Source organism: Exiguobacterium sp. KJ 601 (genome assembly GCF_027161185.1).
Lineage (GTDB): Bacteria > Bacillota > Bacilli > Exiguobacteriales > Exiguobacteriaceae > Exiguobacterium > Exiguobacterium profundum.
On sequence record NZ_JADHZG010000003.1, the window covers coordinates 147,354 to 169,521 of the forward strand.

At 47.8% G+C, this 22,168-nt stretch carries 21 protein-coding genes; 7 read left to right on the plus strand and 14 right to left on the minus strand.

Annotated features, from left to right (window positions below):
* Positions 1 to 7: 7 nt before the first annotated feature.
* The 4 genes from IRJ25_RS12930 to IRJ25_RS12945 form a co-directional block, all read right to left on the minus strand.
* Positions 8 to 1,906 (minus strand): ABC-F family ATP-binding cassette domain-containing protein, encoded by a 1,899-nt coding sequence (locus IRJ25_RS12930; RefSeq protein ID WP_214784798.1) that lies wholly within the window; start codon positions 1,904 to 1,906, stop codon positions 8 to 10.
* On the minus strand, positions 1,903 to 2,604 hold the full coding sequence (locus tag IRJ25_RS12935; RefSeq protein ID WP_269318427.1) for a lysophospholipid acyltransferase family protein: 702 nt from the start codon (positions 2,602 to 2,604) through the stop codon (positions 1,903 to 1,905). The genes IRJ25_RS12930 and IRJ25_RS12935 overlap by 4 nt, the downstream gene beginning before the upstream one ends.
* A 78-nt stretch (positions 2,605 to 2,682) precedes the next feature.
* The gene (locus IRJ25_RS12940) at positions 2,683 to 2,943 is read right to left on the minus strand and encodes a hypothetical protein (RefSeq protein ID WP_015880843.1); all 261 of its coding nucleotides are present in this window, start codon (positions 2,941 to 2,943) and stop codon (positions 2,683 to 2,685) included.
* Positions 2,944 to 3,030: 87 nt separating this feature from the next.
* The gene (locus IRJ25_RS12945) at positions 3,031 to 3,273 is read right to left on the minus strand and encodes a hypothetical protein (protein WP_074037731.1); all 243 of its coding nucleotides are present in this window, start codon (positions 3,271 to 3,273) and stop codon (positions 3,031 to 3,033) included.
* A 570-nt stretch (positions 3,274 to 3,843) separates the two neighbouring features.
* On the opposite strand from IRJ25_RS12945, the gene IRJ25_RS12950 reads away from it, so the two are divergent.
* The 5 genes from IRJ25_RS12950 (at position 3,844) to map (ending at position 8,730) form a co-directional block, all read left to right on the plus strand.
* Positions 3,844 to 4,695 carry a CvfB family protein gene (locus IRJ25_RS12950; protein ID WP_015880845.1) on the plus strand — a complete coding sequence of 284 codons (852 nt, stop codon included), beginning with the start codon at positions 3,844 to 3,846 and terminating at the stop codon, positions 4,693 to 4,695.
* 170 nt (positions 4,696 to 4,865) lie between these two features.
* A complete protein-coding gene (locus IRJ25_RS12955) occupies positions 4,866 to 6,389 on the plus strand; it encodes a DEAD/DEAH box helicase (protein WP_230872854.1) in 1,524 nt (507 codons plus the stop codon).
* Between the two features lie 100 nt (positions 6,390 to 6,489).
* Entirely contained in the window at positions 6,490 to 6,741 is a 252-nt protein-coding gene (locus IRJ25_RS12960) for a hypothetical protein (RefSeq protein WP_015880847.1), read from the plus strand.
* Between the two features lie 40 nt (positions 6,742 to 6,781).
* A complete protein-coding gene (locus tag IRJ25_RS12965; protein ID WP_074037729.1) occupies positions 6,782 to 7,966 on the plus strand; it encodes an EAL-associated domain-containing protein in 1,185 nt (394 codons plus the stop codon).
* Positions 7,967 to 7,980: 14 nt separating this feature from the next.
* Entirely contained in the window at positions 7,981 to 8,730 is a 750-nt protein-coding gene (gene map / locus IRJ25_RS12970; protein WP_015880849.1) for a type I methionyl aminopeptidase, read from the plus strand.
* Between the two features lie 38 nt (positions 8,731 to 8,768).
* Here the strand turns inward: map and menC are convergent, their stop codons facing one another.
* The 6 genes from menC to IRJ25_RS13000 are packed head-to-tail and all read right to left on the minus strand — an operon-like array spanning position 8,769 to position 15,876.
* Entirely contained in the window at positions 8,769 to 9,839 is a 1,071-nt protein-coding gene (menC, locus tag IRJ25_RS12975; RefSeq protein ID WP_269318428.1) for an o-succinylbenzoate synthase, read from the minus strand.
* Complete coding sequence (menE, locus tag IRJ25_RS12980) at positions 9,836 to 11,194, minus strand: o-succinylbenzoate--CoA ligase (RefSeq protein WP_214784802.1); 1,359 nt, start codon at positions 11,192 to 11,194, stop codon at positions 9,836 to 9,838. The genes menC and menE overlap by 4 nt, the downstream gene beginning before the upstream one ends.
* A gap of 49 nt (positions 11,195 to 11,243) precedes the next feature.
* The gene (gene menB / locus IRJ25_RS12985) at positions 11,244 to 12,068 is read right to left on the minus strand and encodes a 1,4-dihydroxy-2-naphthoyl-CoA synthase (RefSeq protein WP_015880852.1); all 825 of its coding nucleotides are present in this window, start codon (positions 12,066 to 12,068) and stop codon (positions 11,244 to 11,246) included.
* A gap of 1 nt (position 12,069) precedes the next feature.
* Positions 12,070 to 12,849 carry an alpha/beta fold hydrolase gene (locus IRJ25_RS12990; protein ID WP_214689208.1) on the minus strand — a complete coding sequence of 260 codons (780 nt, stop codon included), beginning with the start codon at positions 12,847 to 12,849 and terminating at the stop codon, positions 12,070 to 12,072.
* Positions 12,846 to 14,495 carry a 2-succinyl-5-enolpyruvyl-6-hydroxy-3-cyclohexene-1-carboxylic-acid synthase gene (gene menD / locus IRJ25_RS12995; RefSeq protein WP_269318430.1) on the minus strand — a complete coding sequence of 550 codons (1,650 nt, stop codon included), beginning with the start codon at positions 14,493 to 14,495 and terminating at the stop codon, positions 12,846 to 12,848. Before menD ends, IRJ25_RS12990 begins: the two co-directional genes overlap by 4 nt.
* On the minus strand, positions 14,488 to 15,876 hold the full coding sequence (locus IRJ25_RS13000) for an isochorismate synthase (RefSeq protein ID WP_214734552.1): 1,389 nt from the start codon (positions 15,874 to 15,876) through the stop codon (positions 14,488 to 14,490). Before IRJ25_RS13000 ends, menD begins: the two co-directional genes overlap by 8 nt.
* 168 nt (positions 15,877 to 16,044) lie before the next feature.
* Here IRJ25_RS13000 and IRJ25_RS13005 point away from each other — a divergent pair, with 168 nt between their 5' ends.
* Together IRJ25_RS13005 and IRJ25_RS13010 are read left to right on the plus strand one after the other, a co-directional pair.
* Positions 16,045 to 16,944, plus strand: coding sequence for a 1,4-dihydroxy-2-naphthoate polyprenyltransferase (locus IRJ25_RS13005; protein ID WP_214818415.1), 900 nt, complete (start codon positions 16,045 to 16,047; stop codon positions 16,942 to 16,944).
* Between the two features lie 36 nt (positions 16,945 to 16,980).
* Positions 16,981 to 17,514, plus strand: coding sequence for a beta-class carbonic anhydrase (locus IRJ25_RS13010; RefSeq protein ID WP_074037968.1), 534 nt, complete (start codon positions 16,981 to 16,983; stop codon positions 17,512 to 17,514).
* A gap of 38 nt (positions 17,515 to 17,552) precedes the next feature.
* Here IRJ25_RS13010 and IRJ25_RS13015 read toward each other — a convergent pair whose 3' ends face one another.
* The 4 genes from IRJ25_RS13015 to IRJ25_RS13030 all read right to left on the minus strand — a co-directional run bounded on the left by IRJ25_RS13015 (position 17,553) and on the right by IRJ25_RS13030 (position 22,025).
* A complete protein-coding gene (locus IRJ25_RS13015) occupies positions 17,553 to 18,506 on the minus strand; it encodes a YihY/virulence factor BrkB family protein (protein WP_214818412.1) in 954 nt (317 codons plus the stop codon).
* A gap of 64 nt (positions 18,507 to 18,570) precedes the next feature.
* Positions 18,571 to 19,008, minus strand: coding sequence for an NUDIX domain-containing protein (locus IRJ25_RS13020; protein ID WP_015880859.1), 438 nt, complete (start codon positions 19,006 to 19,008; stop codon positions 18,571 to 18,573).
* Between the two features lie 67 nt (positions 19,009 to 19,075).
* The gene (locus tag IRJ25_RS13025) at positions 19,076 to 20,002 is read right to left on the minus strand and encodes a carbohydrate kinase family protein (RefSeq protein ID WP_015880860.1); all 927 of its coding nucleotides are present in this window, start codon (positions 20,000 to 20,002) and stop codon (positions 19,076 to 19,078) included.
* A gap of 115 nt (positions 20,003 to 20,117) precedes the next feature.
* The gene (locus tag IRJ25_RS13030) at positions 20,118 to 22,025 is read right to left on the minus strand and encodes a heavy metal translocating P-type ATPase (RefSeq protein ID WP_214818409.1); all 1,908 of its coding nucleotides are present in this window, start codon (positions 22,023 to 22,025) and stop codon (positions 20,118 to 20,120) included.
* Between the last annotated feature and the right edge of the window lie 143 nt (positions 22,026 to 22,168).

The following is a 22,168-nucleotide window of genomic DNA, read 5'->3' on the forward strand; positions in this document are numbered from 1 at the left end:
GTGGAGGTCAGCCTTTTTTCTGTGCTTGTATTTGTTCATCGATTTCTGATAGGTAGGTCCAACGTTCCATCTTCGCATCGAGTGTTTCTTTCAGTTCTGCAATCGTCGCATACAACTCATTGACTTTACCAAGGTCACTGCCCGCTGATGCAAGCGTCGCTTCCTGCGCTTCAATCTGTTCTTCAAGTGCGGCGATGTCTTCTTCGATCGTGTCCCATTCCTTCTGTTCTTTGAAGGTGAATTTCACGACTTCCGACTTCACGCGTTCCTTTTTCTCTTTAGGTTCTTTCTCTTTCTTCACTTGACGAACCTCTTCTTGACGCATGGCCAAATAGTCACTATATTCTGCGTGATACACCTGGATGACCCCATCTTCGAAAGCGATCAACTGTCCGGCGATCCGGTCTAAGAAATAGCGGTCGTGACTGACGGCGATGACTGTACCTGGGAAGGACTCCAAATAGTCTTCTAAAACAGACAACGTTTCCGTGTCCAAATCGTTCGTCGGTTCATCAAGGAATAAGACGTTCGGTTCATCCATGAGAATTCGAAGCAGGACGAGACGCCGTTTTTCGCCACCAGATAGCTTCGCAATTGGTTTATATTGCGCGTCCGGTGAGAAAAGGAAACGTTCGAGCATTTGCCCCGCCGTGATGACCTCGCCGTCCGGCGTGTGGATGACTTTGGCGATGCGTTCGATCTCATCGATGACCCGTCGTGACTCGTCTTCAAATTCGACTTGTTGTCCGTAGTAGCCTAAATGAACGGTTTCTCCGTGCACAATCGTACCGTTTGTCGGTTCTAGGCGCTTGGCGAGCAAGTTCATGAGCGTTGATTTCCCACTCCCGTTCGGGCCGACGATCCCGTAGCGTTCACGGCGACCGAAAATCCAATTGAACTGCCGAATGAGAAGGGAGTCATCGTATCCGAAAGATAAATCTTCGACTTCGATGACCTTTTTACCAAGTCGGCGAGATCCGACCGAGACGTCGAGCGTCTCGTCTTCCGCTAAGCTCTCTTGATGTTTCAAGTCTTCGACACGTTGAATGCGTGCCTTTTGTTTGGTTGTCCGGGCTTTCGCGCCACGACGCAACCAAGCGAGTTCGCGACGTAAAATATTTTGTCGTTTCTGTTCCATCGATTGTGCCCGTGCTTTTCGCTCGGCACGCTTCTCGAGAAAGAGTTCATAGTTCCCGTTATAGAAGTAACTCGTTCCATCCGCAATCTCCAAAATGTGATTCGTGACACGATTCAAGAAATAGCGGTCGTGGGTGATGAGCAGGATCGCTCCCCGGTAATCGGCAAGCATCGTTTCGAGCCATGCGATTGTATCGGCATCCAGTTCGTTCGTCGGCTCATCTAAGAGCAATAAGTCCGCTTCATCGAGTAACGCTGCGGCGAGCGCGACTCGCTTTTGTTGCCCCCCAGACAAGGCGTTCACATCGATTGACACGTCAGGAAGACCGAGCCGGTTTAAAATCGACTTCAGTTTTGCTTCCGTTTCCCAAGCGTCTGCGGCATCGACGGCCTGTTGGGCTTTCATGAAGCGTTCAAGTAACTGCTCACTTGTCGGGTTCGCTTCGAGTGCTTGTCTGGCGCGCTCGAACTGTTTCAACGCTTGAACGGAAGGAGTATCACTTGTGAATAAAGCGTCAAGGATCGTTTGTCCTTCGTCGAATTGAACCGTTTGAGTCAAGTAGCGAATCCGATAATCGTTCGGATGTTGCATCGTGCCTCGATCTGCTGTCTCGGTACCGGCGATGATTTTCATGAACGTCGATTTCCCCGAACCGTTCACGCCGATAATCCCGATACGGTCTCCGGGATGGATTGTCATCGTCACATCATCAAATAAGACTTTGTCGGCAAACTCTTTATGAATGCCTTCAATCATTAATAAACTCATGCGTTCTCTCCTTCAAGCTGTTGACGAATGGCCGCCTCGACCGTTGCTGCGATTTCCTTGTTCGGCAAATCAGCCGGATCAATCGCAGGTAGGAACGTGACCTCGACCGTTGCCGGGGTGATTCGATTTTTGGCTTCTAACAATTTATAACTGCCTTGAATCGCAACTGGAACGATTTTCGCACCACTTGATGTGGCAAGCGTCAAACTTCCAGCTTTAAACTCCTTCATCGGTCCACCTTTTGAGCGTGTACCTTCTGGGAAGACAATCATCGATTGGCCGGATTGAATCGTTTCGACTCCGGAACGAATGGCCTGAATCGATTGACGACGGTCACTCCGGTCGATGAAGATACACCCCATCAATTCCATCCAACGTGGGATAATCGGGAATTTTTGAACCTCGATTTTCGAGATAAACGCTTTCGGTCGTTTCGTGGCGGTCAACATAATCGGGACATCGAAGTTTCCTTGGTGGTTCGACACGTAGACGACGGGTTCATCCGGAATCTGGTCTTGGCCATGGACACGGATGTCTGCACCCGCAATCTTCAGTAGAAACTGTGCCCATTTATAAGCGATATCTTGTACGTAACGGTAACGCTTTGGCGTTTCGATTTTTTTCGCCTTCTGTAAAAACGGGACGGTGATCGGTAATACGGCAAAAAATGAGAAAAACCATACAGCTGTTCGAATCATTCTATTCTCTCCTCTCATGATGACAACAAGAAAGAGTCTTCTTCTCTTGACGAGAATCCGACCCTTCGGCATGAATCCTTATTCCCAAAAGCGAGAATCGCTCTCTTCTTCCTCTTCTTCGAGCTCGAACGTAATGCGTTTATTCACAGGATCGACGACGAAATAGGCGCCGTCTTGCTCGATACTTTTGATTTGCATGGCCTGATCACTTCCGATTTCGAGAGTGAGACGGATTCGGTTGTCATCATCGACAAGCAAAATACCGTCCTCTTTTAACCAAAGCTCCATGACAGGTGAATAACGAAGTAGCCATTCATTCGATAACGGGATTTCATTCATACGGTTATGTGCCTCCTGCGATTATAAATCCATTGTACGATGTCTGTTCCTACATAGGATACCAAATGTGGCGAGGGAAGACGAGCGTTATGTAGAGCGTTTTCGAGTCGTGGAGTGCATTCTGTCGACGACTCGTTTGATCCGTTTCTGGTTCCGTCTTTCTACAAAATACTCATTTGCCTGCATGAAGAGTTGTTTGAAGGAAGAGAGTCCCATCGCAATTAGGACGGCAAATAAAAATGTTCCGATTGGATCTTTGTACAATTCGGTCTGGAACAAAAAAGCAAGTCCTACGATTGATAAAATGGACGTGAGAAAATAAAAAATCATAGCGGAGTCTCCTTTTCTTAAAGGTATGAAAGAAAAAGGCATGGTCTTTTAATCGTATTCGACTTTTTGAAGGGAAATCCTGTTATGTATTGCAAAGAAAAAAACGCCTTCAGTGGGCTGAATGGCGTTTACTCTTGAGTCATGTAAGTCGAGGATGACGATACATTCGTGTCGACACCGTTTGAGAAAATAAAACTGAGAGATGCGAGTAATGCGAAAAAGGCGACAAGCAATCCTTTTGTAAAACGCTTTGCAAAAGAACGAGACTGTATATCAAACATTTATTATCCCCCGATCAATCCTAAATGAAACCTTATCTATACTGGACACTTCCTATATAATAACGTTTTCAAAAAAAGGATACTAGCAGAAAAAAACACGTTCACAAAATTGTCACAAAATTTTAATAAATCATGTAAGTTCTGTAAACAATCATGATTTCAACAGTCTCAAAACACGTTCACATTTTCGACACATTTATTCAAAATGTTGAAAGAGAACATGATATGATTAGGAACGTGTGTAGATAGGTATACTGACAGTAATAGCTTAGAAAAGGATGTGGGTGTAATGGCATTGCGCGCAGGAGAAGTAGTAGATTTAGTCGCGGAACGTTCTGCTGATTTTGGAGTATTCATTAGTAACGGCCGCGAAGAGGTGCTCCTTCACCGTAAAGAACAAACAGAAGAAGTGACAATCGGTCAAACGGTTCGTGTCTTCTTATATCATGATTCAGAAGGACGTCTCGCATCAACGATGACGATTCCGACCGTTTCATTTGATGAGTATGAATGGTTTGAAGTGACTGGCGTTCGGTATAACACAGGGGTCTTTGTGAATATCGGAATTCAAAAGGACGTTCTCGTTTCGATGGATGACTTACCGGAGAACCGATCATATTGGCCACAAACGGGCGATCAATTGTGTATTCGATTGAAGTATGACCAAAAAGGACGTTTGCTTGGGGACCCTGCACCATATGCGTTCTTGAACTTGTTGGCACGACCGTCGAAAGAAGAATGGAACAACCAGGACGTGCAGGCCATCGTCGTCAATAAACGCGAAGTGGGCGTCAACGTATGGGTCGAAGGGGAATCACTCGGTTTCTTGCATGAGGCTGAGATGACGCGTTGGCCACGTCTCGGAGAACAGTTGACCGTCCGTGTGACGCAGGTCAAACAAGACGGTACGGTCCTCGTTTCGATGAAGCCACGTGCCTATGAGGCGATTGATGGTGATGCGGCGAGCATCCTCTCGTATATTGAAGAACGTGGTGGCCAAATGCCATACGGTGATAAGACATCACCTGACATCATCGACCGTGAATTCGGGATGAGTAAAGCGGCATTTAAACGAGCGCTTGGAAAACTGTTGAAAGAGAAGCAAGTTGAAAAGCTCGACAACGGCTACAAATTGAAATAAGATAACTCATGTTCGGGTGACATGAAAAAGTTTGAAAATGTATTTCTTTCATTTTAGGAAGAAATACGTTATAGTTAATAAAGTTGACTATGAGGAAACATTGAGAAAACGTCTGTAGATCTGTCAAACTGAACTCAGACGTTTTTTGTATGAACAAAGGAGAATATAATTTGACAAAATTTCAAGACTTACAATTAAGTGAAGCATTAGTAAAAGGTGTACACAAAATGGGCTTCGAGGAAGCTACACCGATCCAAGCTGAGACAATTCCTGTCGCACTCACGGGAGTGGACGTATTAGGACAAGCACAAACAGGTACAGGGAAAACAGCAGCTTTCGGTATTCCGACAATTGAGCGAATCGATTCAAAGGCGCGTCAAGTCCAAGCACTCGTTCTTGCACCGACACGTGAACTTGCGATTCAAGTTGCAGAAGAATTAAACAAAATCGGTGAAACGAAGCGCGTATACGCACTTCCAGTATACGGTGGTCAACAAATCGACCGTCAGATCCGTGGTTTGAAAAAGAATCCGCAAATTGTCGTAGCGACACCAGGACGTCTCATGGACCACATGAAACGTAAGACAATCAAACTCGATGACATTCAAACAGTCATCTTGGATGAAGCGGATGAAATGCTCAACATGGGCTTCGTTGAAGATATCGAAACGATTTTGGCTGGTCTTCCTGAAGAGCGCCAAACGCTTCTCTTCTCAGCGACAATGCCACCACAAATCAAAAAGATTGCTGAGCGCTTCATGAAGTCGCCGACAATCATCAAAGTGAAAGCGAAAGAAATGACAGTTGAGAACATCAACCAACAATTCCTCGAATTGCGTGAAGGTCAAAAATTCGATACACTTTGCCGTTTGATCGACATCGATTCACCAGAACTCAGCATCATCTTCGCTCGTACAAAGAAACGTGTAGATGAAGTGACAGAAGCCCTCATCAAACGCGGATACACTGCAGACGGTCTTCACGGAGACTTAACGCAATCGAAACGTGACCAAGTCATTCGTCGTTTCAAAAACGGAACAATCGATATCTTGGTAGCGACTGACGTTGCGGCACGTGGACTTGATATTTCAGGTGTCACACACGTTTACAACTTCGATGTACCACAAGACCCAGAAAGCTACGTACACCGCATCGGTCGTACAGGTCGCGCTGGTAAGACTGGTACAGCCCTCACGTTCATCACGCCACGTGAATTTGGACAAGTGAAGGCAATCGAGCGTGTGACGAACAAGAAGATGAACCGTCGTCACGTACCGACAATCGCGGAAGTACTTGAAGGAAACCAAAAGCAAGCAGCTGAAGAGTTGATCGAACGCGTTCAAGCGGGCGACTTCAAAGCTTACACGCAACTTGCGACAGAACTTCTTGAAGAGTACGAAGCAGTCGAAATTCTCGCTGCTGCCCTTCGTGGATTGACAAAAGAGCCAGATTCAACTCCTGTTGAAATCTCGTACGCTGAACCAGTTCGTGTGAAACGCCAAGGTGGCCGTGGTGGCGATCGCGGTGGATACCGTGGTCGTAACGACCGTCGTGGCGGTGGCCGTGGTGGCGATCGTCGTGGTGGACGCGGTGGCGAACGTCGTGATGGACGCAGTGGAGACCGTAAAGGATCATTCCGTGGTGACGATCGTCGTCGCTCGGATGACCGTGGTCCACGCCGTCCGCGTGACTAATCATCGTGAAATGCCGCATTTCCCTAAGTGGATTTGCGGCATTTTTTATTGTGTCGTGCTACACTAGTTGAGTAGAGATAGAAGGATGAGGTGTCAACGGATGGTGGAATTAAGTTTCGGTCTCCTTGTGCTGCTTGGTTGTGTAATCGCACTCAAACCAATCGTGTCAAAGACAGACCGTCCTAACTTTCGTTATATCCCCGTGGCGACATTGTTATTTGGAGCGATGATTTTTTTAGTGTTAGCCATTGGAGTAGGCGGAAAGATGGGCATTGCATATGGCGTGGTGAGTATCGCCTATTTTATTGCTTGTTTCGGTGCCTATATGTATGTACACACGCGAACGAGCTGATTGTAGCTCGTTTTCGCATTTAACGAAGAGGTGATGAATTGTGGATGCGGTAGAAGTGATGGTCCATCCTGAAGAAGTGATGGTGACGTATGAACCAATCCTTGGAGCGGCGACGTTTCAAGTGGAAGGATATATGGTACATGGACGATTCCGAGGCGAATCATTGACACCGTTTTTTTATGATGATGACGTTCCCCTCGAGTATCAATTAGACATCGCCCAACGAATGGAGCAACTCGCGGCAGCGCAACTTCGTGACGTCAAACCATTCGTCACGTTCAGATGCCGGTCGGAATGGATTCTCGAAGAAGGGGGAGAAGCCTTTTTAGCCCCACTACGCGAATTGAATTTTCCGTTACACCGTATTTATGTGACCTTACAAGGGACGGACTTAGTCGACGTCCCGCGATTGTCACGTGTCATTCAATACTATCGGTCCTATGGATTGAAAATTGCATTAGACTTTGCCGAATCGACGAGTATCGAAGACATCATGACGCTTGCGCCAGAATTATTGCTCGTCGACCTTGGCACGATGGTCGAGAAAAAGACGTTATCGGTCACCTATCCGAACATGCTTCAGACGATGGAGTATATTGCTTCGAAGCTTGGTGCACCGCTTCTTTACAAATCCATCAACCACATCGGACAGCTTCGTTACGCGTGGCAGCACGGTGGTCGGTATTACATGGGTGGCCTACTAGGCTTGGAAGATGAGATTCCCCAACGAGAAATCAAAGGTATGGGTGTGTTGGCACAAGAAGTGCCTTCCTTCTTTTTACATGACCAGAAACGATTGAATCGCTTATACGAGCTTGAATTTGAATTACATCGCCGGATTGGAGAACTTGTTCAATCTGGAAAGTGGTCGAGAGACAAGAAAGACGAGTGGATTCAATTCATCGCCCCAAAACTGGAAGAGGTGTTTGTTCGTTATTATATAACGGATAAGACAGGTTTCCAGACGAGTGCGAACGTCTACTGCGTGAATGGAGAATGGCGTGTCGATAATACGTATCGAGGCTATAACTGGAGTTTCCGACCGTATTTCATTCAGACGATGGCGGCGATGGATGTTCGAGGGCGTGGCTATTTATCGGGAGACTATCGTGATTTCAGTTCAAATGAAGTGACGCGAACCTTTAGCTATCCGTTACCGGACGGCATGTTCTTATTTGCCGACATATCCGAAGAGTATTTATATCAAAACCGATTATTGGATTGAAAGGAAGATGGACGATGCTAGATTATGATTACGATGCATTGCGCGAAATCGGGCGAATCGTCGCACTTGCGCGAGATGAGATGGCGAAAGCCGTCAAGCCCGGTATGACGACAAAAGAATTAGATGCGATCGGGCAACGTATTTTAGAAGAAGAAGGTGCAGCTTCTGCACCGATTACGATGTACGAATTTCCAGGTTACACATGTATCTCGCTCAATGACGTTGCTGCCCATGGTATTCCGGGAGATGAAGTCATTCAAGAGGGCGATATCGTCAATGTCGACGTCTCCGCTGTGAAGGATGGATATTATGCCGATACGGGACGTACAGTGATTGCGGGGGCGGCGAAGTCACCCCAGCACGAACGTTTGGTCGAAGTATCCTTGACTTCATTAGAAGCTGGACTCAGCAAGGTCAAGGCGGGTGTGAAAGTCAATCAGATCGGGAAAGCAATTTACGCTGACGCGAGAAAGAATGGATTCACGGTCATCCGGAACTTGGCCGGACACGGTCTCGGTCGGACATTGCACGGGGAGCCAGAGACGATCTCGAACTATTATAGTCGCGAAGAAAATCAGTTATTAAAAGCCGGGCAAGTGATTGCTGTTGAGACGTTCATCTCGACAAAGGATGAAATCGTCTATCAATCGGAAGAGGATGGTTGGACGCTCTTCACTCCGAACAAGAGTCTTGTTTCGCAGTTCGAGCATACGGTCGTTGTCACAGAAGATGGATATGAAGTGTTAACGGGATCGTTCCGTTAACGTAAAAAAGGTGTGGTTCTCGTGAACCGCACCTTTTTTCATGTTTGCAATGTAATCACTTCTTCGCGTAACCGTTCAATCACATTCCAATCTGGTTGTACGGAATCCGGAAGAGTCAACTTTCCATTCTCCACTTCAAGCGGGGTATCGAGTAAATCTTGCTCGAAATAAGCGCTCGTGCCTGACATGTCCGCGGGGAAGCTCGCGCCGCTTAACGAAGCAAACAAGAGTGTATGATATCTTCCGATACCGGATTCATACATGCCACCGACCCAGTATGGCGTTCCGTGTTTTCGAATGTGGAGCGCCTCGCTAAGCCCACCGACACGTGCGGGTTTAATGTTGACGATTTTTCCGGCACCAAGCTGTGCCATCGTATCCACGTCGTCATAAGACGTGATGGATTCGTCGAGACAAATGGGGGTCGTGAGTTTTGCTTGGAGAGCCGCTGATTTTGTGAATTGTCGGCTTGGGTACGGTTGTTCGATCATCAATAACCGATGGGCATCGAGTTGTTCGAACCATTCCATCGGTTGATCGGACGCACTTCCGTTTAAATCAATCATGAGAGGCGCATCAGGGAAGACCGCGCGAATCTCACGTAGGGCAGGAACCAGTTCATTAGGAGATGCCTTTAATTTGATGCGTTCGAATCCGTCAGCTAATGCCGTCTCGATGGATTTCATCGTTTGATTCAGTAACCCAATCCCGATTGTTCGTCCGCAGGAAACGGAATCTCCGGCGCTCATGAATGACTTGAGTGATTTGTTCGCGCGCGTTGCTTCAATCTCCCAGAGTGCACTTTCCCACATTGCCTTTGCCATGTGCTGACCAATGATAGATGAGACTAAGTTCGGAAACACGTCCGTTGTGACCGTCATCCCTTTCAGTAAATTGAGAATTAGTTTAGACGTATCGATCATGGATTGGGTCGTTTCTTCCGTATACCAAGGTGTTTCGAAAGCGGCACCTTCTCCGTATCCGATGACACCGTCTATGGTCTCTAGACGGAGGATAAGCGTTCTTCGGACAGATAAGACGGCGTGTGCCGTCACAATCGGGTGTTTAAACGTCAAAGGGACGATGGAAAGCTCAGCACGTTTGATCATGACAGTAGCTCCTTTAAGCGATGGCGCATTAATTTTCCGTTCGCGTTTCGTGGTAAATTCGGTGCGTAGTGGATGGCGATCGGGTGCTTATATTTAGCCAACTGTGAGTCGAGAACATGCTTCATCTCGGCTGGATCATAGGAGCCGACGACGAAGGCGATCGGGACTTCTCCCCAAGTCGGATGCGACTGTTTCGTGACGCCGACGTCTTGAACACCGGCACAGCGTAACATGGCGGCTTCGATTTCAGCCGGATAAACATTTTCACCACCTGAAAGAATAAGGTCGGTTCGGCGATCGTGTACATATAAATAGCCATCCCTCATCGTGCCGAGGTCACCCGTTCGCCAATAACCATCGGGTGTCCAAGCATCTGATTCAGGTTGTTCGAAGTATCCCTTCGTCACAGTTGGTCCCTTTACTTCGATTTCTCCGTCTGAATTAATTCGAATACTTGTTGGGGCGATTGCCTGACCACTCGAACCGATATGCGAGAGCGCTTCGTTCGGGAGCAGCGTGGCGACTTGAGAACACGTCTCGGTCATCCCGTATGTCTGAGCAATCGGTAACTTGCGTCGTTCTGCTTCTTCTAGTAATGAGCGCGGGACGGGTCCGCCTCCGACGAGCAACGTGCGAAGTCGGTGCTTTTTCAGGCCAGCATCGAGCAATCGTTGCAGCATAATTGAGACGAGTGATAGCTGGGTGATGCCTTCTGTCTCGATGACGTGAAGTGTTCGATCGACATCGAATCGTGGCTCGACATAGAGCGTCGAACCGATGATGGCACTCCGATACACTTGAGACAGTCCACTCATGTGAAAGAGCGGGGTCACCGCGAGCATCCGGTCTGATGGACGATAGTCTAAATGCGCTTCAGCGGCTCGGGCACTAGCGAGGTGATTCCCGTACGTCTGTTGCACCGCTTTGGCTCGACCCGTCGTTCCGGACGTAAACATGAGAGACATGGTTTCATCTTCATTCCACTCATGGGTCACGGTGAAACATGAAGTGGTCCGGCGTGTGATCAGGAGTTGGGTGATAGACAAATCGATTTCTACGTCAACGAGAAGGAGGTCCACTTTTGCTGTTTGTAGCTGAGTACGCACTTCCTCTTCTGTCAGCCGTGTATTCAACGGAACAAGCACTTTTCCGAGCAGATGTACTGCATGAACGGCAATGACATAGTCTTTGCTGTTTTTAGCGAATATGCCAATTCGTTTGGCGGTGGGTGTCTGTTCATGGATGAACTGGGCAAGTTGAAGGCTTTCCGTGCGTAGCATTGCCCATGTCAATCGATCGTCAGCTGTCACAAGGGCGAGATGTGACGCTGGGTGTTTCCGAATCCATTCATACATAGCTGTCACCTCCAAAAAAAGAGTAGCGAAATCGCTACTCTCTCAACAATTAAGGGAAACGTGGGAATTGACCGAAGTCAGGGTCACGTTTTTCTTTGAACGCATCGCGTCCTTCTTTTGCTTCATCTGTCGTGTAGTAGAGAAGCGTTGCGTCTCCAGCGAGTTGCTGAAGTCCGGCAAGACCATCTGTATCTGCGTTCATTGCTGCTTTCAAGAAGCGAAGCGCTGTAGGTGAGTGTTGTAAGATTTCTTGGCACCACTTGATCGTTTCTGCTTCGAGTTGATCGAGTGGGACCACCGTGTTGACGAGTCCCATGTCGAGTGCTTCTTGTGCATCGTATTGACGGCAAAGGTACCAGATTTCACGAGCTTTCTTATGGCCGATGATCCGTGCCAAGTATCCAGAACCGTATCCTGCATCGAACGAACCGACTTTAGGACCTGTTTGTCCGAAGCGAGCATTGTCCGCTGCAATCGTCAAGTCACAGACGACATGAAGAACGTGTCCTCCGCCGATTGCGAAACCTGCGACCATGGCGATGACCGGTTTTGGAATGACACGAATCAAGCGCTGAAGGTCGAGGACGTTCAAGCGTGGGATTTCATCTTCCCCGACATAGCCGCCATGTCCACGAACTTTTTGGTCCCCACCTGAACAGAATGCCTTTTCGCCTTCACCTGTCAAGATGATGACGCCGACTTCTTTATCGTCGCGCGCGCGAGCGAATGCATCAATCAATTCATTGACCGTCAACGGACGGAATGCATTGCGCACTTCGGGACGGTTGATGGTGATTTTGGCAATCCCGTTCCACGTTTCATATTTAATGTCTTCATACGTCCGGACCGATGTCCAGTTCGCTACTGATTCCATTTTAAATACCCCCTAAAATCAATTTCTTTATTATTGTACCAAACTCTGATGCATTCTCAATATGAGGAGCATGCCCTGCGTTTGAAATTTCATAGATTTTAATATCTGGTCGCTCTTCCTGCATGTATCTTGCGATGGCTTTGAACTTGAGATCGTCTGACCCGACAATCAAGTCGGTACGGGGGAGACACTGCAATGTGCCCCATAACGATGGCATATGTCCCGTACCGATTGACCGCAAACTGTTTGCGAGGGCATTCGGTTGTTGGGCGAGCCGACCTGTTCGGAGTGAACGTTTCATGTCTTCCGTCTGTCGCCAAAGCGGAAGGTTCTCCCAACGATTCACGAATGCAGCGATACCCTTGGTTTCAATCAAGTGAGCCAATTCTGCATCTTGGCGGCGGCGTGCGGCTCGTTCCTTAGAAGTGAGCAGACCGGGGGTCGTGCTGATCCCGATGACATGTTCGACACGCTCGTCGCATGCGGCGAGTGTCAATGCGATTCTCCCACCGAGTGAATAGCCGACGACTGTCCAAGGTCGGTCGTCCGTATCCAGTAAGCGGGACAAATCCTTAACTTGCTGACTCATTGTCGAACGATTGACTGAAGGGTGCTCCGTTGCGCCATGTTGGAGGAGCGACGGTGACACAAGACGAATCGGTAATGTAGGGAGCGAATCGACCCAATGGGCGTTTCCGGTGAATCCGTGTAAAAATAATACCGGTTTTCCCTCACCGCGATGAATCACTTCATAACGTACGCCACGTAAATCGATGTTCATGATTCGTTCTCCGTGATGAGGCGAGCGCAGACAGATTGTGTCCAACCTCGATGGATCGTCACATTCTCCTCACGATTCGATGGGAATTCGATTAAATGAACGCCATCTTCAATCGCTTCTTGAATTTCATCCGGTCGTTCAATTAGACGATACGATAAGCCATATGTGTCAGCAAATCCACGGATATTTAAATCAAGCGGTGTGCCGAACAAATCTTCGAACAACTGTGTGTCGACAGAAGCCTGCGGGAGGAAGGAAAATATCCCTCCACCGTTATTGTTAGCAATCACGACGGAAAATTTTCCGGGATGATGCTTTAACAGTTGCAAGGCGTTGCTATCATGATAGAACGCTAAATCACCGATCAATAGAGCGCCGTGAGCCGTATCATAACTGCTTCCGAGTGCAGTGGATAACACACCATCAATTCCGTTTGCGCCTCGATTGGCGAGAACGTGTATATTCGTGCCGGCAGACAGTGATGTATCTATATCTCGAATCGGCATACTATTACTGACGAATAGACGCTCAATCGATGTATCGAGCAATCGTTTCGTCAATTCCGCTTCACCTTGAAGTGACGATTTTGCAGACTCGGCAACCTCTTCAAAAAAGCGTAAACGTTCAAGGTACCGAGGTTCGTTTGCGGATGCGATGAGCGGTAGAAAATCGAGTGCGTCGCCGTAACAGATGGTGGCTCGGCTACTTGGGTCGCGATAAGATCCCGGTTCATCGATGACGAGTTGATCCGCCATGGTCATCCATTGATTGAAGCGTTTCGAAACAGGTGCAGCCCCGAAACGGACGAACACCTCAGGCAACCAATCAGTCCGATGCTCACTCGCGAGCCACGTGTCATAGTTGGTCAAGACGCCGTCGAAACGTCGCATGCCACTAAGAGGATCGGCGAAAATCGGGATCTGTCGTTCGGAAGCGAATTCAACAATGGATTTCTGCCAAGATGTCGGGGTGTAAGGTCCGACGACGAAGGCGAGTCGTTTTTGACTCGTGCATTCCGAGAAAATGTTTTTGTCTGCTTGTGTCGGCCGAATACACTGTCGTTCTGGCAAGACAGGGTCAGCTTTTAACATCTGTTTCAATGACTCGAGGTCAGGAAGCAGGGGCTCTCGAAACGGTACATTCAAATGAACAGGTCCCATCGGTGCTTGCATTGACAGATTCGTGAAGCGGGTAATCGTTTGTTTCATAAACGATAACGTTGTCTCCTCTGGAACAGGCAAATCAATGCTCGTCTTCACTTGTTCACCGTAGAGGCGGACTTGATTGATTGCTTGTGGAGCCCCGACATTGCGCAGTTCATGAGGACGGTCGGTTGTCAGTACGACGAGTGGCAACTGCGATATGAACGCTTCTGTCACAGCCGAATAGTAGTTTGTTGCCGCCGTTCCACTTGTGCAAATCAATGCGACCGGGCGAATTGTTTCTGACGCACGGGTCAGTCCAAGAGCAAAAAATCCGGCAGATCGTTCATCGACGATGATGTGATGACGAATCTGAGGATGAAGATATGCCGCTACAGCGAGCGGAGTCGAGCGGGATCCTGGGCTGATGACTACGTCTTTTACACCGGACGCAACAAGCCGATTTACCATGGATGCGACCCAATCGGTCAAAACCTTATTCATCTAGGGTGCCTCCTTGATTGTGTAAATCAAACTGCAAAGCTTGTTTGATTGGACTCATTTTTATTTCTGTTTCTTCGAGCTCTTGCTCGAGTGCAGAGTCTTTCACAATCCCACATCCAGCATACAGTGCGACGAATTGGTGTTGAACGAGTGCAGAGCGGATTGCCACGACAAACTCGCCGTCGCCTTCATTGTCTACCCAACCAAACGGAGAACCGTACCACCCGCGGTCGAATCGCTCGATTTCACGAAGCAATCGGACCGATGTCCGCTTCGGAGAGCCGCCGAGTGCTGGCGTTGGATGTAGCGATTCCGCAAGTGACAGCAAGGAAGCATTTGTTTCGAGTGTCGCTTGAATTGGGGTGTGTAGATGGAACACCGAGCGATTTGCCAAAATTTGCGGAGTATCTCGTGTTTGAATCGGTGCAGTATAGGGTGTCAACGCCTGCTTGATGTCTTTCACGACAATTTGATGCTCCTCACGATTTTTTGAATCGTTTAGGAGTTTCTCTTTCGCAATTTCTGCCTCGATCTCGGTTTTCGGACGCTTGATTGTCCCGGCGATGGCAGCCGTGTTCAGTTGCATGCCTTCTTTTTGAATCAATCGTTCAGGAGTCGCCCCAAAGAAACCAGTGTCACGCTTTGGTTGATACAAATAGATGTAACTAGATTCTTGATGATCTGCTAAATGCTTCAAACTTTTTGAGAAGGGGAACGCATCATCGGAACGCTGATAAATTTCTTCGCGGGCAATCACGATTTTTTCAACTCGTTCTTCTTCAATCAACTGTTTAGCCTGTTGGAAACTGGACTTGAAGTGATCGACCCCATCTTTCACTTTTGTATAAGACGGCGTCGCTTCTTCCGTCGGACGAAGTGAACTGAACTGGGCCAACTGATCTGCCAATTGAATCAAATACTGTTCGACCGACTGCTTCGAAGAGACGAGAGTGGCCACTGTCAACGTGTGTCGGTCTTTATAGCGACGGTATAAAAATTTTGGGACGACGAGTGATGCTTCCCCAAAGGCATCCCACATACTTTTTTGTGGTCGCATAAACGTGTCGAATGAAAAACCGGCGAACGCGTGGATTGTCGCATCGACATCTCGTCGGTGAAGACTCCAATCGTATTGAAGTCGCTGAAATCGTTCGGGTCCAGAAGCGCTCAAGACGAGTGCATCCCCGCAACCTAGCATTTCGAGCGTCCGGTCTGGTGTCATGAAATAATAATGGGACGTATCGGTGTTCTGGATGATTTGAAAAGCATCGAACGCCGAGATTTCCCATGTGTATGATGCGAGGACAGGCCGTTGCCAAGCTCGCGCCCGTTTATGGGCCTGCTCAATTCGCTGTTTTATATGTGTTTGAGTATCTGGCATAAAAGAAAAGCCTCCTCAATCCGATAGAATTCTCACTCTTTAGTGTATCATGAGTTCGCAATACACCTGCCTATGAAATGCTCGGGAAATGATCAAGAATCTAGGATAATGGGCTGGCGTTGACAGATTTTTTCATCGAGACGTAAACTAACGAAGGGAGGGAACGAAATGAAACAGAAATCGAAAGGGGCATATTGGCGAATGATTCGCCCGCATACCCTGACCGCAAGCTTTATTCCGGTCTTGCTCGGGACGTTCATCGTCCTCGATCAAACCGAACTCAAGTGGGGACTTTTCCTTGCCATGTTAGTGGCATCTGTCCTTATTCAAATCGCGACGAACTTATTTAACGAGTATTATGACTACAAGCGTGGTCTTGATCATGAGGGGTCAATCGGAATCGGAGGCTCCATCGTACGTGATGGATTTACACCACAGCAAGTATTAGCGGTGGCGCTCGGCATGTATACGATTGCGGCACTACTCGGGCTCTACATTGCGGCATCCACAAGCTGGCATTTGCTTTGGATCGGCGCCTTGTCTATGCTTGTCGGCTACTTATATACTGGAGGGCCGCTACCGATTGCCTATACGCCGTTTGGTGAAATTGTCGCTGGGCTATTCATGGGATATGTCATCATCGGGATTGCCGGCTTTATCCAAATCAATACGGTGACGACGGAGTTGCTACTCGTGTCGTTCCCGATGGCCTTGTTGATCGGAGCAATCTTACTTGCGAATAACATCCGCGATTTAGATAACGATAAAGAGAATGGTCGAAAAACGATCGCATGTCTAGTCGGTCATCGACGTGCGGTATATGTATTGGCCGCATTCTTTATCGCGGCATTAATCGGCATCATCTTAGCGGTTGTATTATATGGCGTCACTCCGTGGGTCTTGCTGTCGCTCTTTACGGTGCCGGTCATGGTCCGGGCGATTCAACGGTTTTGGCAGAAGGCAGAACCGGCCGCATTGATGCCTGCAATGGCGATGACAGCGAAAGTGAACACGCTGTTCGGAGCATGGATGGTCATCGGACTCATCGTTTCAAGATTTGTGTTGTAAAAAAGAGGAGGCGTTAACGTGTCAGTCGTAAAAGAAATGCTTGAATTCAATAAACGTTTCGTAGAGGAAAAACAGTACGAACCGTTCGTATCTGATAAATTTCCAGATAAGAAAATCGTCATTTTGACGTGTATGGATACACGTTTGACGGAACTATTACCTCAAGCGCTAGGACTTAAGAATGGAGACGCTAAAATCATTAAAAATGCGGGTGCAGTCTTGTCACACCCATTCGGTTCGGCCATGCGCTCCATTTTGGTCGCACTCTATGCGCTAGGAGCAGAAGAAGTTGTCGTTGTCGGACATTACGATTGTGGGATGGCGGCGATTGAACCGACTGTCGTCATCGAAGAGATGGAGCGTCGTGGAATCGACCCGCAAACGTTGAAGACGCTAAAGTCTTCAGGAATGGATTTGGAGCAGTGGCTACATGGATTTGATTCAGTTGAAGAGAACGTCGTTCATTCTGTTAACCTGATCAATAACCATCCACTGTTACCACCAGGAACGAATGTACACGGATTCGTGATTGACCCGGCGACGGGACGTCTTGATCCGATCGAAGCATAAGAAAGGAGCGCGTTCAGCTTGAACGTGCTCCTTTTGAATTATCCGTACGTGTTCGTCGGGATGTCATCATAGTTATCTTCTTCTTGCTTTTGTTTCGCTTTCTTTTTGTTCTTTTTGAAGTCGCGTTCGTGTTCCTGTTCACTCGGTGTCTTGAAGAAGCGCATCCATGTCGCGTTGATTTCAGATCCGATTAAAATAATCATCCCGGTTAATTGTAACCAGAGCAACGTGACGATGATTCCTCCGAGTGAACCGTAAGTCGAGTCGTAACTCCCAAAGTTTGAAACGTATAGGCTGAAACCGAATGAGACGACTTGCCAACCGATGACACCGAAGATGGCACCGGGGATAGTGCTTTTCCAAAAGACGTGCTGTTGTGGAGATACTTTATAAAAAATCGAAAGCGTCAAAATGAGGACAACCGTCGTAAGGACATATCGGAACACGTTGATTATCATTTCTTCGGCTCCGGTAATGTTGACGGGTAAATACTCAGTGACGAATGAAATGATTTGAGACCCGAACACGTTCGAGAGAATCAGCAGTAGCATCCCGATCCCAAGCAGAATCGTCAATCCGAGTGCCAACCCTTTTTTCACAAAAAAGTTACGTTCATTGTCTTCACCATAAGCATGAAGGGAGGTCGTGATGAGACGGTCGACCCCTTTTGCGGCGGACCAAATCGCCAAAATCGCACCGAGCGATAAAAGACCGCCTCGCGGTTCGCCAATCGCCTCGAAAATTCCCGTTAAAAAACCGGAAGCTGCGGACCCGGGTGCCAAATCGTTCAATTGATTCTGAAACGAATCTTGTGAGACGTCGAAAAAGGACAAGAGCGCCAAAATAAAGATGATTCCAGGAAAAATGGATAAAAACCAAAAGAATGCGAGGGTAGCCCCGTAGTCTTGAACATCATGCTCTTGAAATCGTCGAAATAACTCTTTCCCAAATGAAAGCCAATTCTTTTTTTCTTTCACTTCTGTCATTGCCATAATAAAACCCTCCTGACTCGATCGTTAAAAAACGTTTCCCGAATTCGGCAAGGTGTACACCTGATTACTCCTCCGATAAGGTCAAATCGTAAAAACGTTCCTCATGTGAGGCGAGTTTTTCAGCAAGTGAAGGTGGACGAACGGGGAGATGAGGGAGTGCAGACCGTTTAATCCACATCGGTGTATACGATCCGTTAGTCTGTTCTTCTTGAAACTCTTCACCTGTTCCGGTCCCGAATTCGCCACCTGTCATCTTCGCCCAATAATAAGGATTTAACTCGTTATTGAATGCGACGTAGGCAGCGACACCTTCTAGTTCCACGTGAACACCGAGTTCTTCAAATGCTTCACGTACGGCCGTCTCTTCTGTTGTGTGCCCATATTCGACTCCGCCACCAGGGAAAACGTAATAGAGGACGTTTTCTTTTTCGCGACGGATCAAAGCCACTTCATCTTGATCATTCATTAAAATAATCGCGCTTCTTAATTTCGTTCGAACCAATGAAATCGTTCCTTTCGTTCCTGTGATTTTGCACAAAACGCATCGACGATTCGCCGATGCGTTCTATTTATTCTTGCGTAGGTTGTTCTAATGATGCGTACATCTCTTGCGTCAATCCGTTCTCATGCGAAGCGATGACTTTTCCTGCGACACGCATACCTAATCGAAGCGCCTCTTCAATCGAGTGTTGTTTCATAAGTTCAGAAATGACAGCGGAGAAGAAGGAGTCACCAGCTCCCGTGGAGTCTGCGACTTTCACTTTCGTCGTCGGGACGTGACCTTGTTCGTTCGTACGAAGGTCCACATACACGGCACCAAGCTCACTCATCGTGACGATGGTGAGGGGGGCACCTTTCATGGCGAGTACTTCCGCGACACGAAGGGCATCGTCTACCGTGACGATTGACATGTCGGATAAAATTTCCGCTTCTTCACGACTGCAGATGAATCCTGTGAATCCTTGAAGCAAATGACGGTTTCGTTCGATGACGGATAGGTGGCCACAGACACCATAAAGCGGTAAATCCATTTCACGGCATAGTTCGATCGTCTCGTTCAAGACGTTGACCGATAAGTCTAAGTCGATGGCGACCGCATCGCTCTCTTCAAAGACCGTATCGATTTGACGTAAAATCGCTTCTTCCATACGGGCTTCGTCTGGTTGTTTCGAAATAGATGTTTGAAGATCACCGTTATTGTCCATCACAGCGAGCCACATGCCCATACCATTATCGTCAAGCATGTCGACCCCGTCGACGTTTACATTCAAGCAACGTAATTCTTCGAGGACACCGACACCGATTTGGTCGTTCGTGACGGTCGAGACGAAGCGGACATCGTTGCCGAGCACACCTAAGTTTTGAGCAACGTTTCGACCTGTTCCGCCATTGGAGAAAGTGATGTCGCCGACATTCTTCGCATCTTTGTGGAGCGGTGCGAAGGAAGTCCCTTTAATATCGACAAACACCTTGCCGATGACTGCAATCGTATTCATATCTTGTACCACCTTTAGTCAATCTTTCGATCAGTTTCAGTCTGTAGACACATTGTTTCAATTATAACGAAATCGACATATTGTTTCAATCCTCGATTCCATTTTGTCGAATAGATCACTCCCATGATGACGTGAGGAGTCGAAGACCGTTCAAAATAACCAAAATAGTGGAACCTTCATGTCCGACGACCGCGAACGGCATGATGAGTAACTCAAAGATGTTCGTTGCGATCAGAACGAGGATCACACCGAGTGCAAAAACGACGTTCTGTAAGACGATGCGATTCAACTTACGTGATTGACGAATGGCGTCGCTCAATCGGACGAGGTCGTTTTTCATTAAGACGACATCTGCCGTTTCAAGTGCGGCATCCGTACCTTCGCCCATGGCAATCCCCACGTCGGCGGTCGCAAGGGCGGGGGCATCATTGATTCCGTCGCCGATCATCCCGATTGTTCCATATTCCTCTCGTAACATCTTGATTTGCGAAACCTTCTCTTCAGGCAAGCATTCGGCGATATAGCGTGTCAATCCAGCTTCGTTCGCAATAGCGCGAGCGGTTGCCTCGTTGTCTCCGGTAATCATGATGGTCGCAATCCCTAAGTCGTTCAGTCGCTTGATTGCTACCTTTGCCTCGGGTCGTAGCGTGTCACGTAAGGCGTAAGCACCGATGGTACGTGTCTCGTCACTGATGAAGACGAGTGTATGACCGGCCTCTTTCAATCGTTCGACATCATTCTTAAAGAAATCACCGCTTCGGTCAGCGAACTTCTGTTTTCCTACCCGATACGTCGTCCCGTCAATCGTTGCTTCAATTCCGGAGCCTGTGATGTCTTTGAAGTGTGTCATTTCCCCGCTATGTTTTCCGGTGTAGGAAACGAGCGCTTCAGCAAGTGGATGCATCGAATGCTCTTCAATCAAACTGACAATTCGGTTGACATCCTCTTCTTCTAATGAAGGTGAGATGAGCGCTTCTTGCACAATCGGTTTCCCAATTGTGAGTGTCCCGGTCTTGTCAAAGGCGATTGCTTTTAGACGTCCCATGTTCTCGATATGAGCACCGCCTTTAAAGAGAATCCCGTGTTTTGCAGAAGAGGCGATGGCAGCCAGCGCGGCCGGTGTGATGGCGGCGACGAGTGCGCAAGGGGAGGCGACAACGAGAAGGATCATGCCGCGATAGATGCTCGTTTCAAGAGACCACGACGTGACGAACGGTCCGAGAATGATGATGGCCGCAACAGAGAAGAGCACGATTTGAACATAGCGTCCTTCATATCGATCGATGAACTGTGCAGACGGTGATTTCTCTTCTTGTGCTTGTTGGACCATTTGAATGATCTTTTGGAACAGTGTTTCCGTCGCAAGTTTTGTCACTTCGATCGTCAATACCCCGTTCAAGTTGACACTCGATCCGAACACGTCATCACCGACTTGACGATCGACAGGGACGGATTCGCCTGTGATGGCGGCTTCTTCTACGGATGCGTTGCCTTTTACAATTTTTCCATCGACCGGGATGCGTTCACCAGGACGTACATAAATCCGATCTCCGACACGAAGGTCGTCGATATGAACAACCTCGAGTTCATCAGTGTCTGTTAGGCGAGTCGCCTGTTCCGGCTGTAATTCCATTAACGATTCGAGGGCACGTTCATTTTTGTTCATCGTATACGTCTCGAGTGCCCCGGATAAAGCAAAGATGAAGATGAGGATTGCCCCTTCCATCCAGTACCCAATCGAAGCGGCACCGATGGCGGCGATAATCATGAGAAGCTCTACATTTAGCGATTTCGTCTCAATCGTATCCGAAATCCCTTCTTTCGCTTTTGCGTATCCTCCGATAAAAAAGGCGGATAAGTAAAGTGTGACATGAATCCAAGGCGCTCCGCCTTGTGTTTCGGCGATATAAGCGAGTACAATCAATACACCGCTAATGAGCGCCATGATCAATTCAATATGTTCGTACCAGCTAGCCCGTTTGAAAACGTGGCTTTTTTCGTGCGTAACCGTTTGGACGTTCATCGATAATCCCTTCTTTCTAATTGAGAATAAATCTCGATTAAATGATAATGACTGATGATGATTATCATCTTCAATTGGCTTAAAATAAAGAATTTATAGAAGTTTAATCTGAATCCTTTATTTATAATGATTATTATCTAGAT

Bases quoted from the DNA above. Each gene is read 5' to 3' on its own strand.
- IRJ25_RS12990 (WP_214689208.1), bottom strand. From the start codon at position 12,849: ATGAACATCGATTTACGTGGCGTACGTTATGAAGTGATTCATCGCGGT.
- IRJ25_RS12940 (WP_015880843.1), bottom strand. From the start codon at position 2,943: ATGAATGAAATCCCGTTATCGAATGAATGGCTACTTCGTTATTCACCT.
- menD (WP_269318430.1), bottom strand. From the start codon at position 14,495: ATGAATAAGGTTTTGACCGATTGGGTCGCATCCATGGTAAATCGGCTT.
- menC (WP_269318428.1), bottom strand. From the start codon at position 9,839: ATGATCAAACGTGCTGAGCTTTCCATCGTCCCTTTGACGTTTAAACAC.
- menE (WP_214784802.1), bottom strand. From the start codon at position 11,194: ATGTATGAATGGATTCGGAAACACCCAGCGTCACATCTCGCCCTTGTG.
- IRJ25_RS13010 (WP_074037968.1), top strand. From the start codon at position 16,981: ATGCTTGAATTCAATAAACGTTTCGTAGAGGAAAAACAGTACGAACCG.
- IRJ25_RS12935 (WP_269318427.1), bottom strand. From the start codon at position 2,604: ATGATTCGAACAGCTGTATGGTTTTTCTCATTTTTTGCCGTATTACCG.
- IRJ25_RS13005 (WP_214818415.1), top strand. From the start codon at position 16,045: ATGAAACAGAAATCGAAAGGGGCATATTGGCGAATGATTCGCCCGCAT.
- IRJ25_RS13025 (WP_015880860.1), bottom strand. From the start codon at position 20,002: ATGAATACGATTGCAGTCATCGGCAAGGTGTTTGTCGATATTAAAGGG.
- IRJ25_RS12960 (WP_015880847.1), top strand. From the start codon at position 6,490: ATGGTGGAATTAAGTTTCGGTCTCCTTGTGCTGCTTGGTTGTGTAATC.
- IRJ25_RS13030 (WP_214818409.1), bottom strand. From the start codon at position 22,025: ATGAACGTCCAAACGGTTACGCACGAAAAAAGCCACGTTTTCAAACGG.
- menB (WP_015880852.1), bottom strand. From the start codon at position 12,068: ATGGAATCAGTAGCGAACTGGACATCGGTCCGGACGTATGAAGACATT.
- IRJ25_RS12945 (WP_074037731.1), bottom strand. From the start codon at position 3,273: ATGATTTTTTATTTTCTCACGTCCATTTTATCAATCGTAGGACTTGCT.
- IRJ25_RS13000 (WP_214734552.1), bottom strand. From the start codon at position 15,876: ATGCCAGATACTCAAACACATATAAAACAGCGAATTGAGCAGGCCCAT.
- IRJ25_RS12950 (WP_015880845.1), top strand. From the start codon at position 3,844: ATGGCATTGCGCGCAGGAGAAGTAGTAGATTTAGTCGCGGAACGTTCT.
- map (WP_015880849.1), top strand. From the start codon at position 7,981: ATGCTAGATTATGATTACGATGCATTGCGCGAAATCGGGCGAATCGTC.
- IRJ25_RS13015 (WP_214818412.1), bottom strand. From the start codon at position 18,506: ATGGCAATGACAGAAGTGAAAGAAAAAAAGAATTGGCTTTCATTTGGG.
- IRJ25_RS12930 (WP_214784798.1), bottom strand. From the start codon at position 1,906: ATGAGTTTATTAATGATTGAAGGCATTCATAAAGAGTTTGCCGACAAA.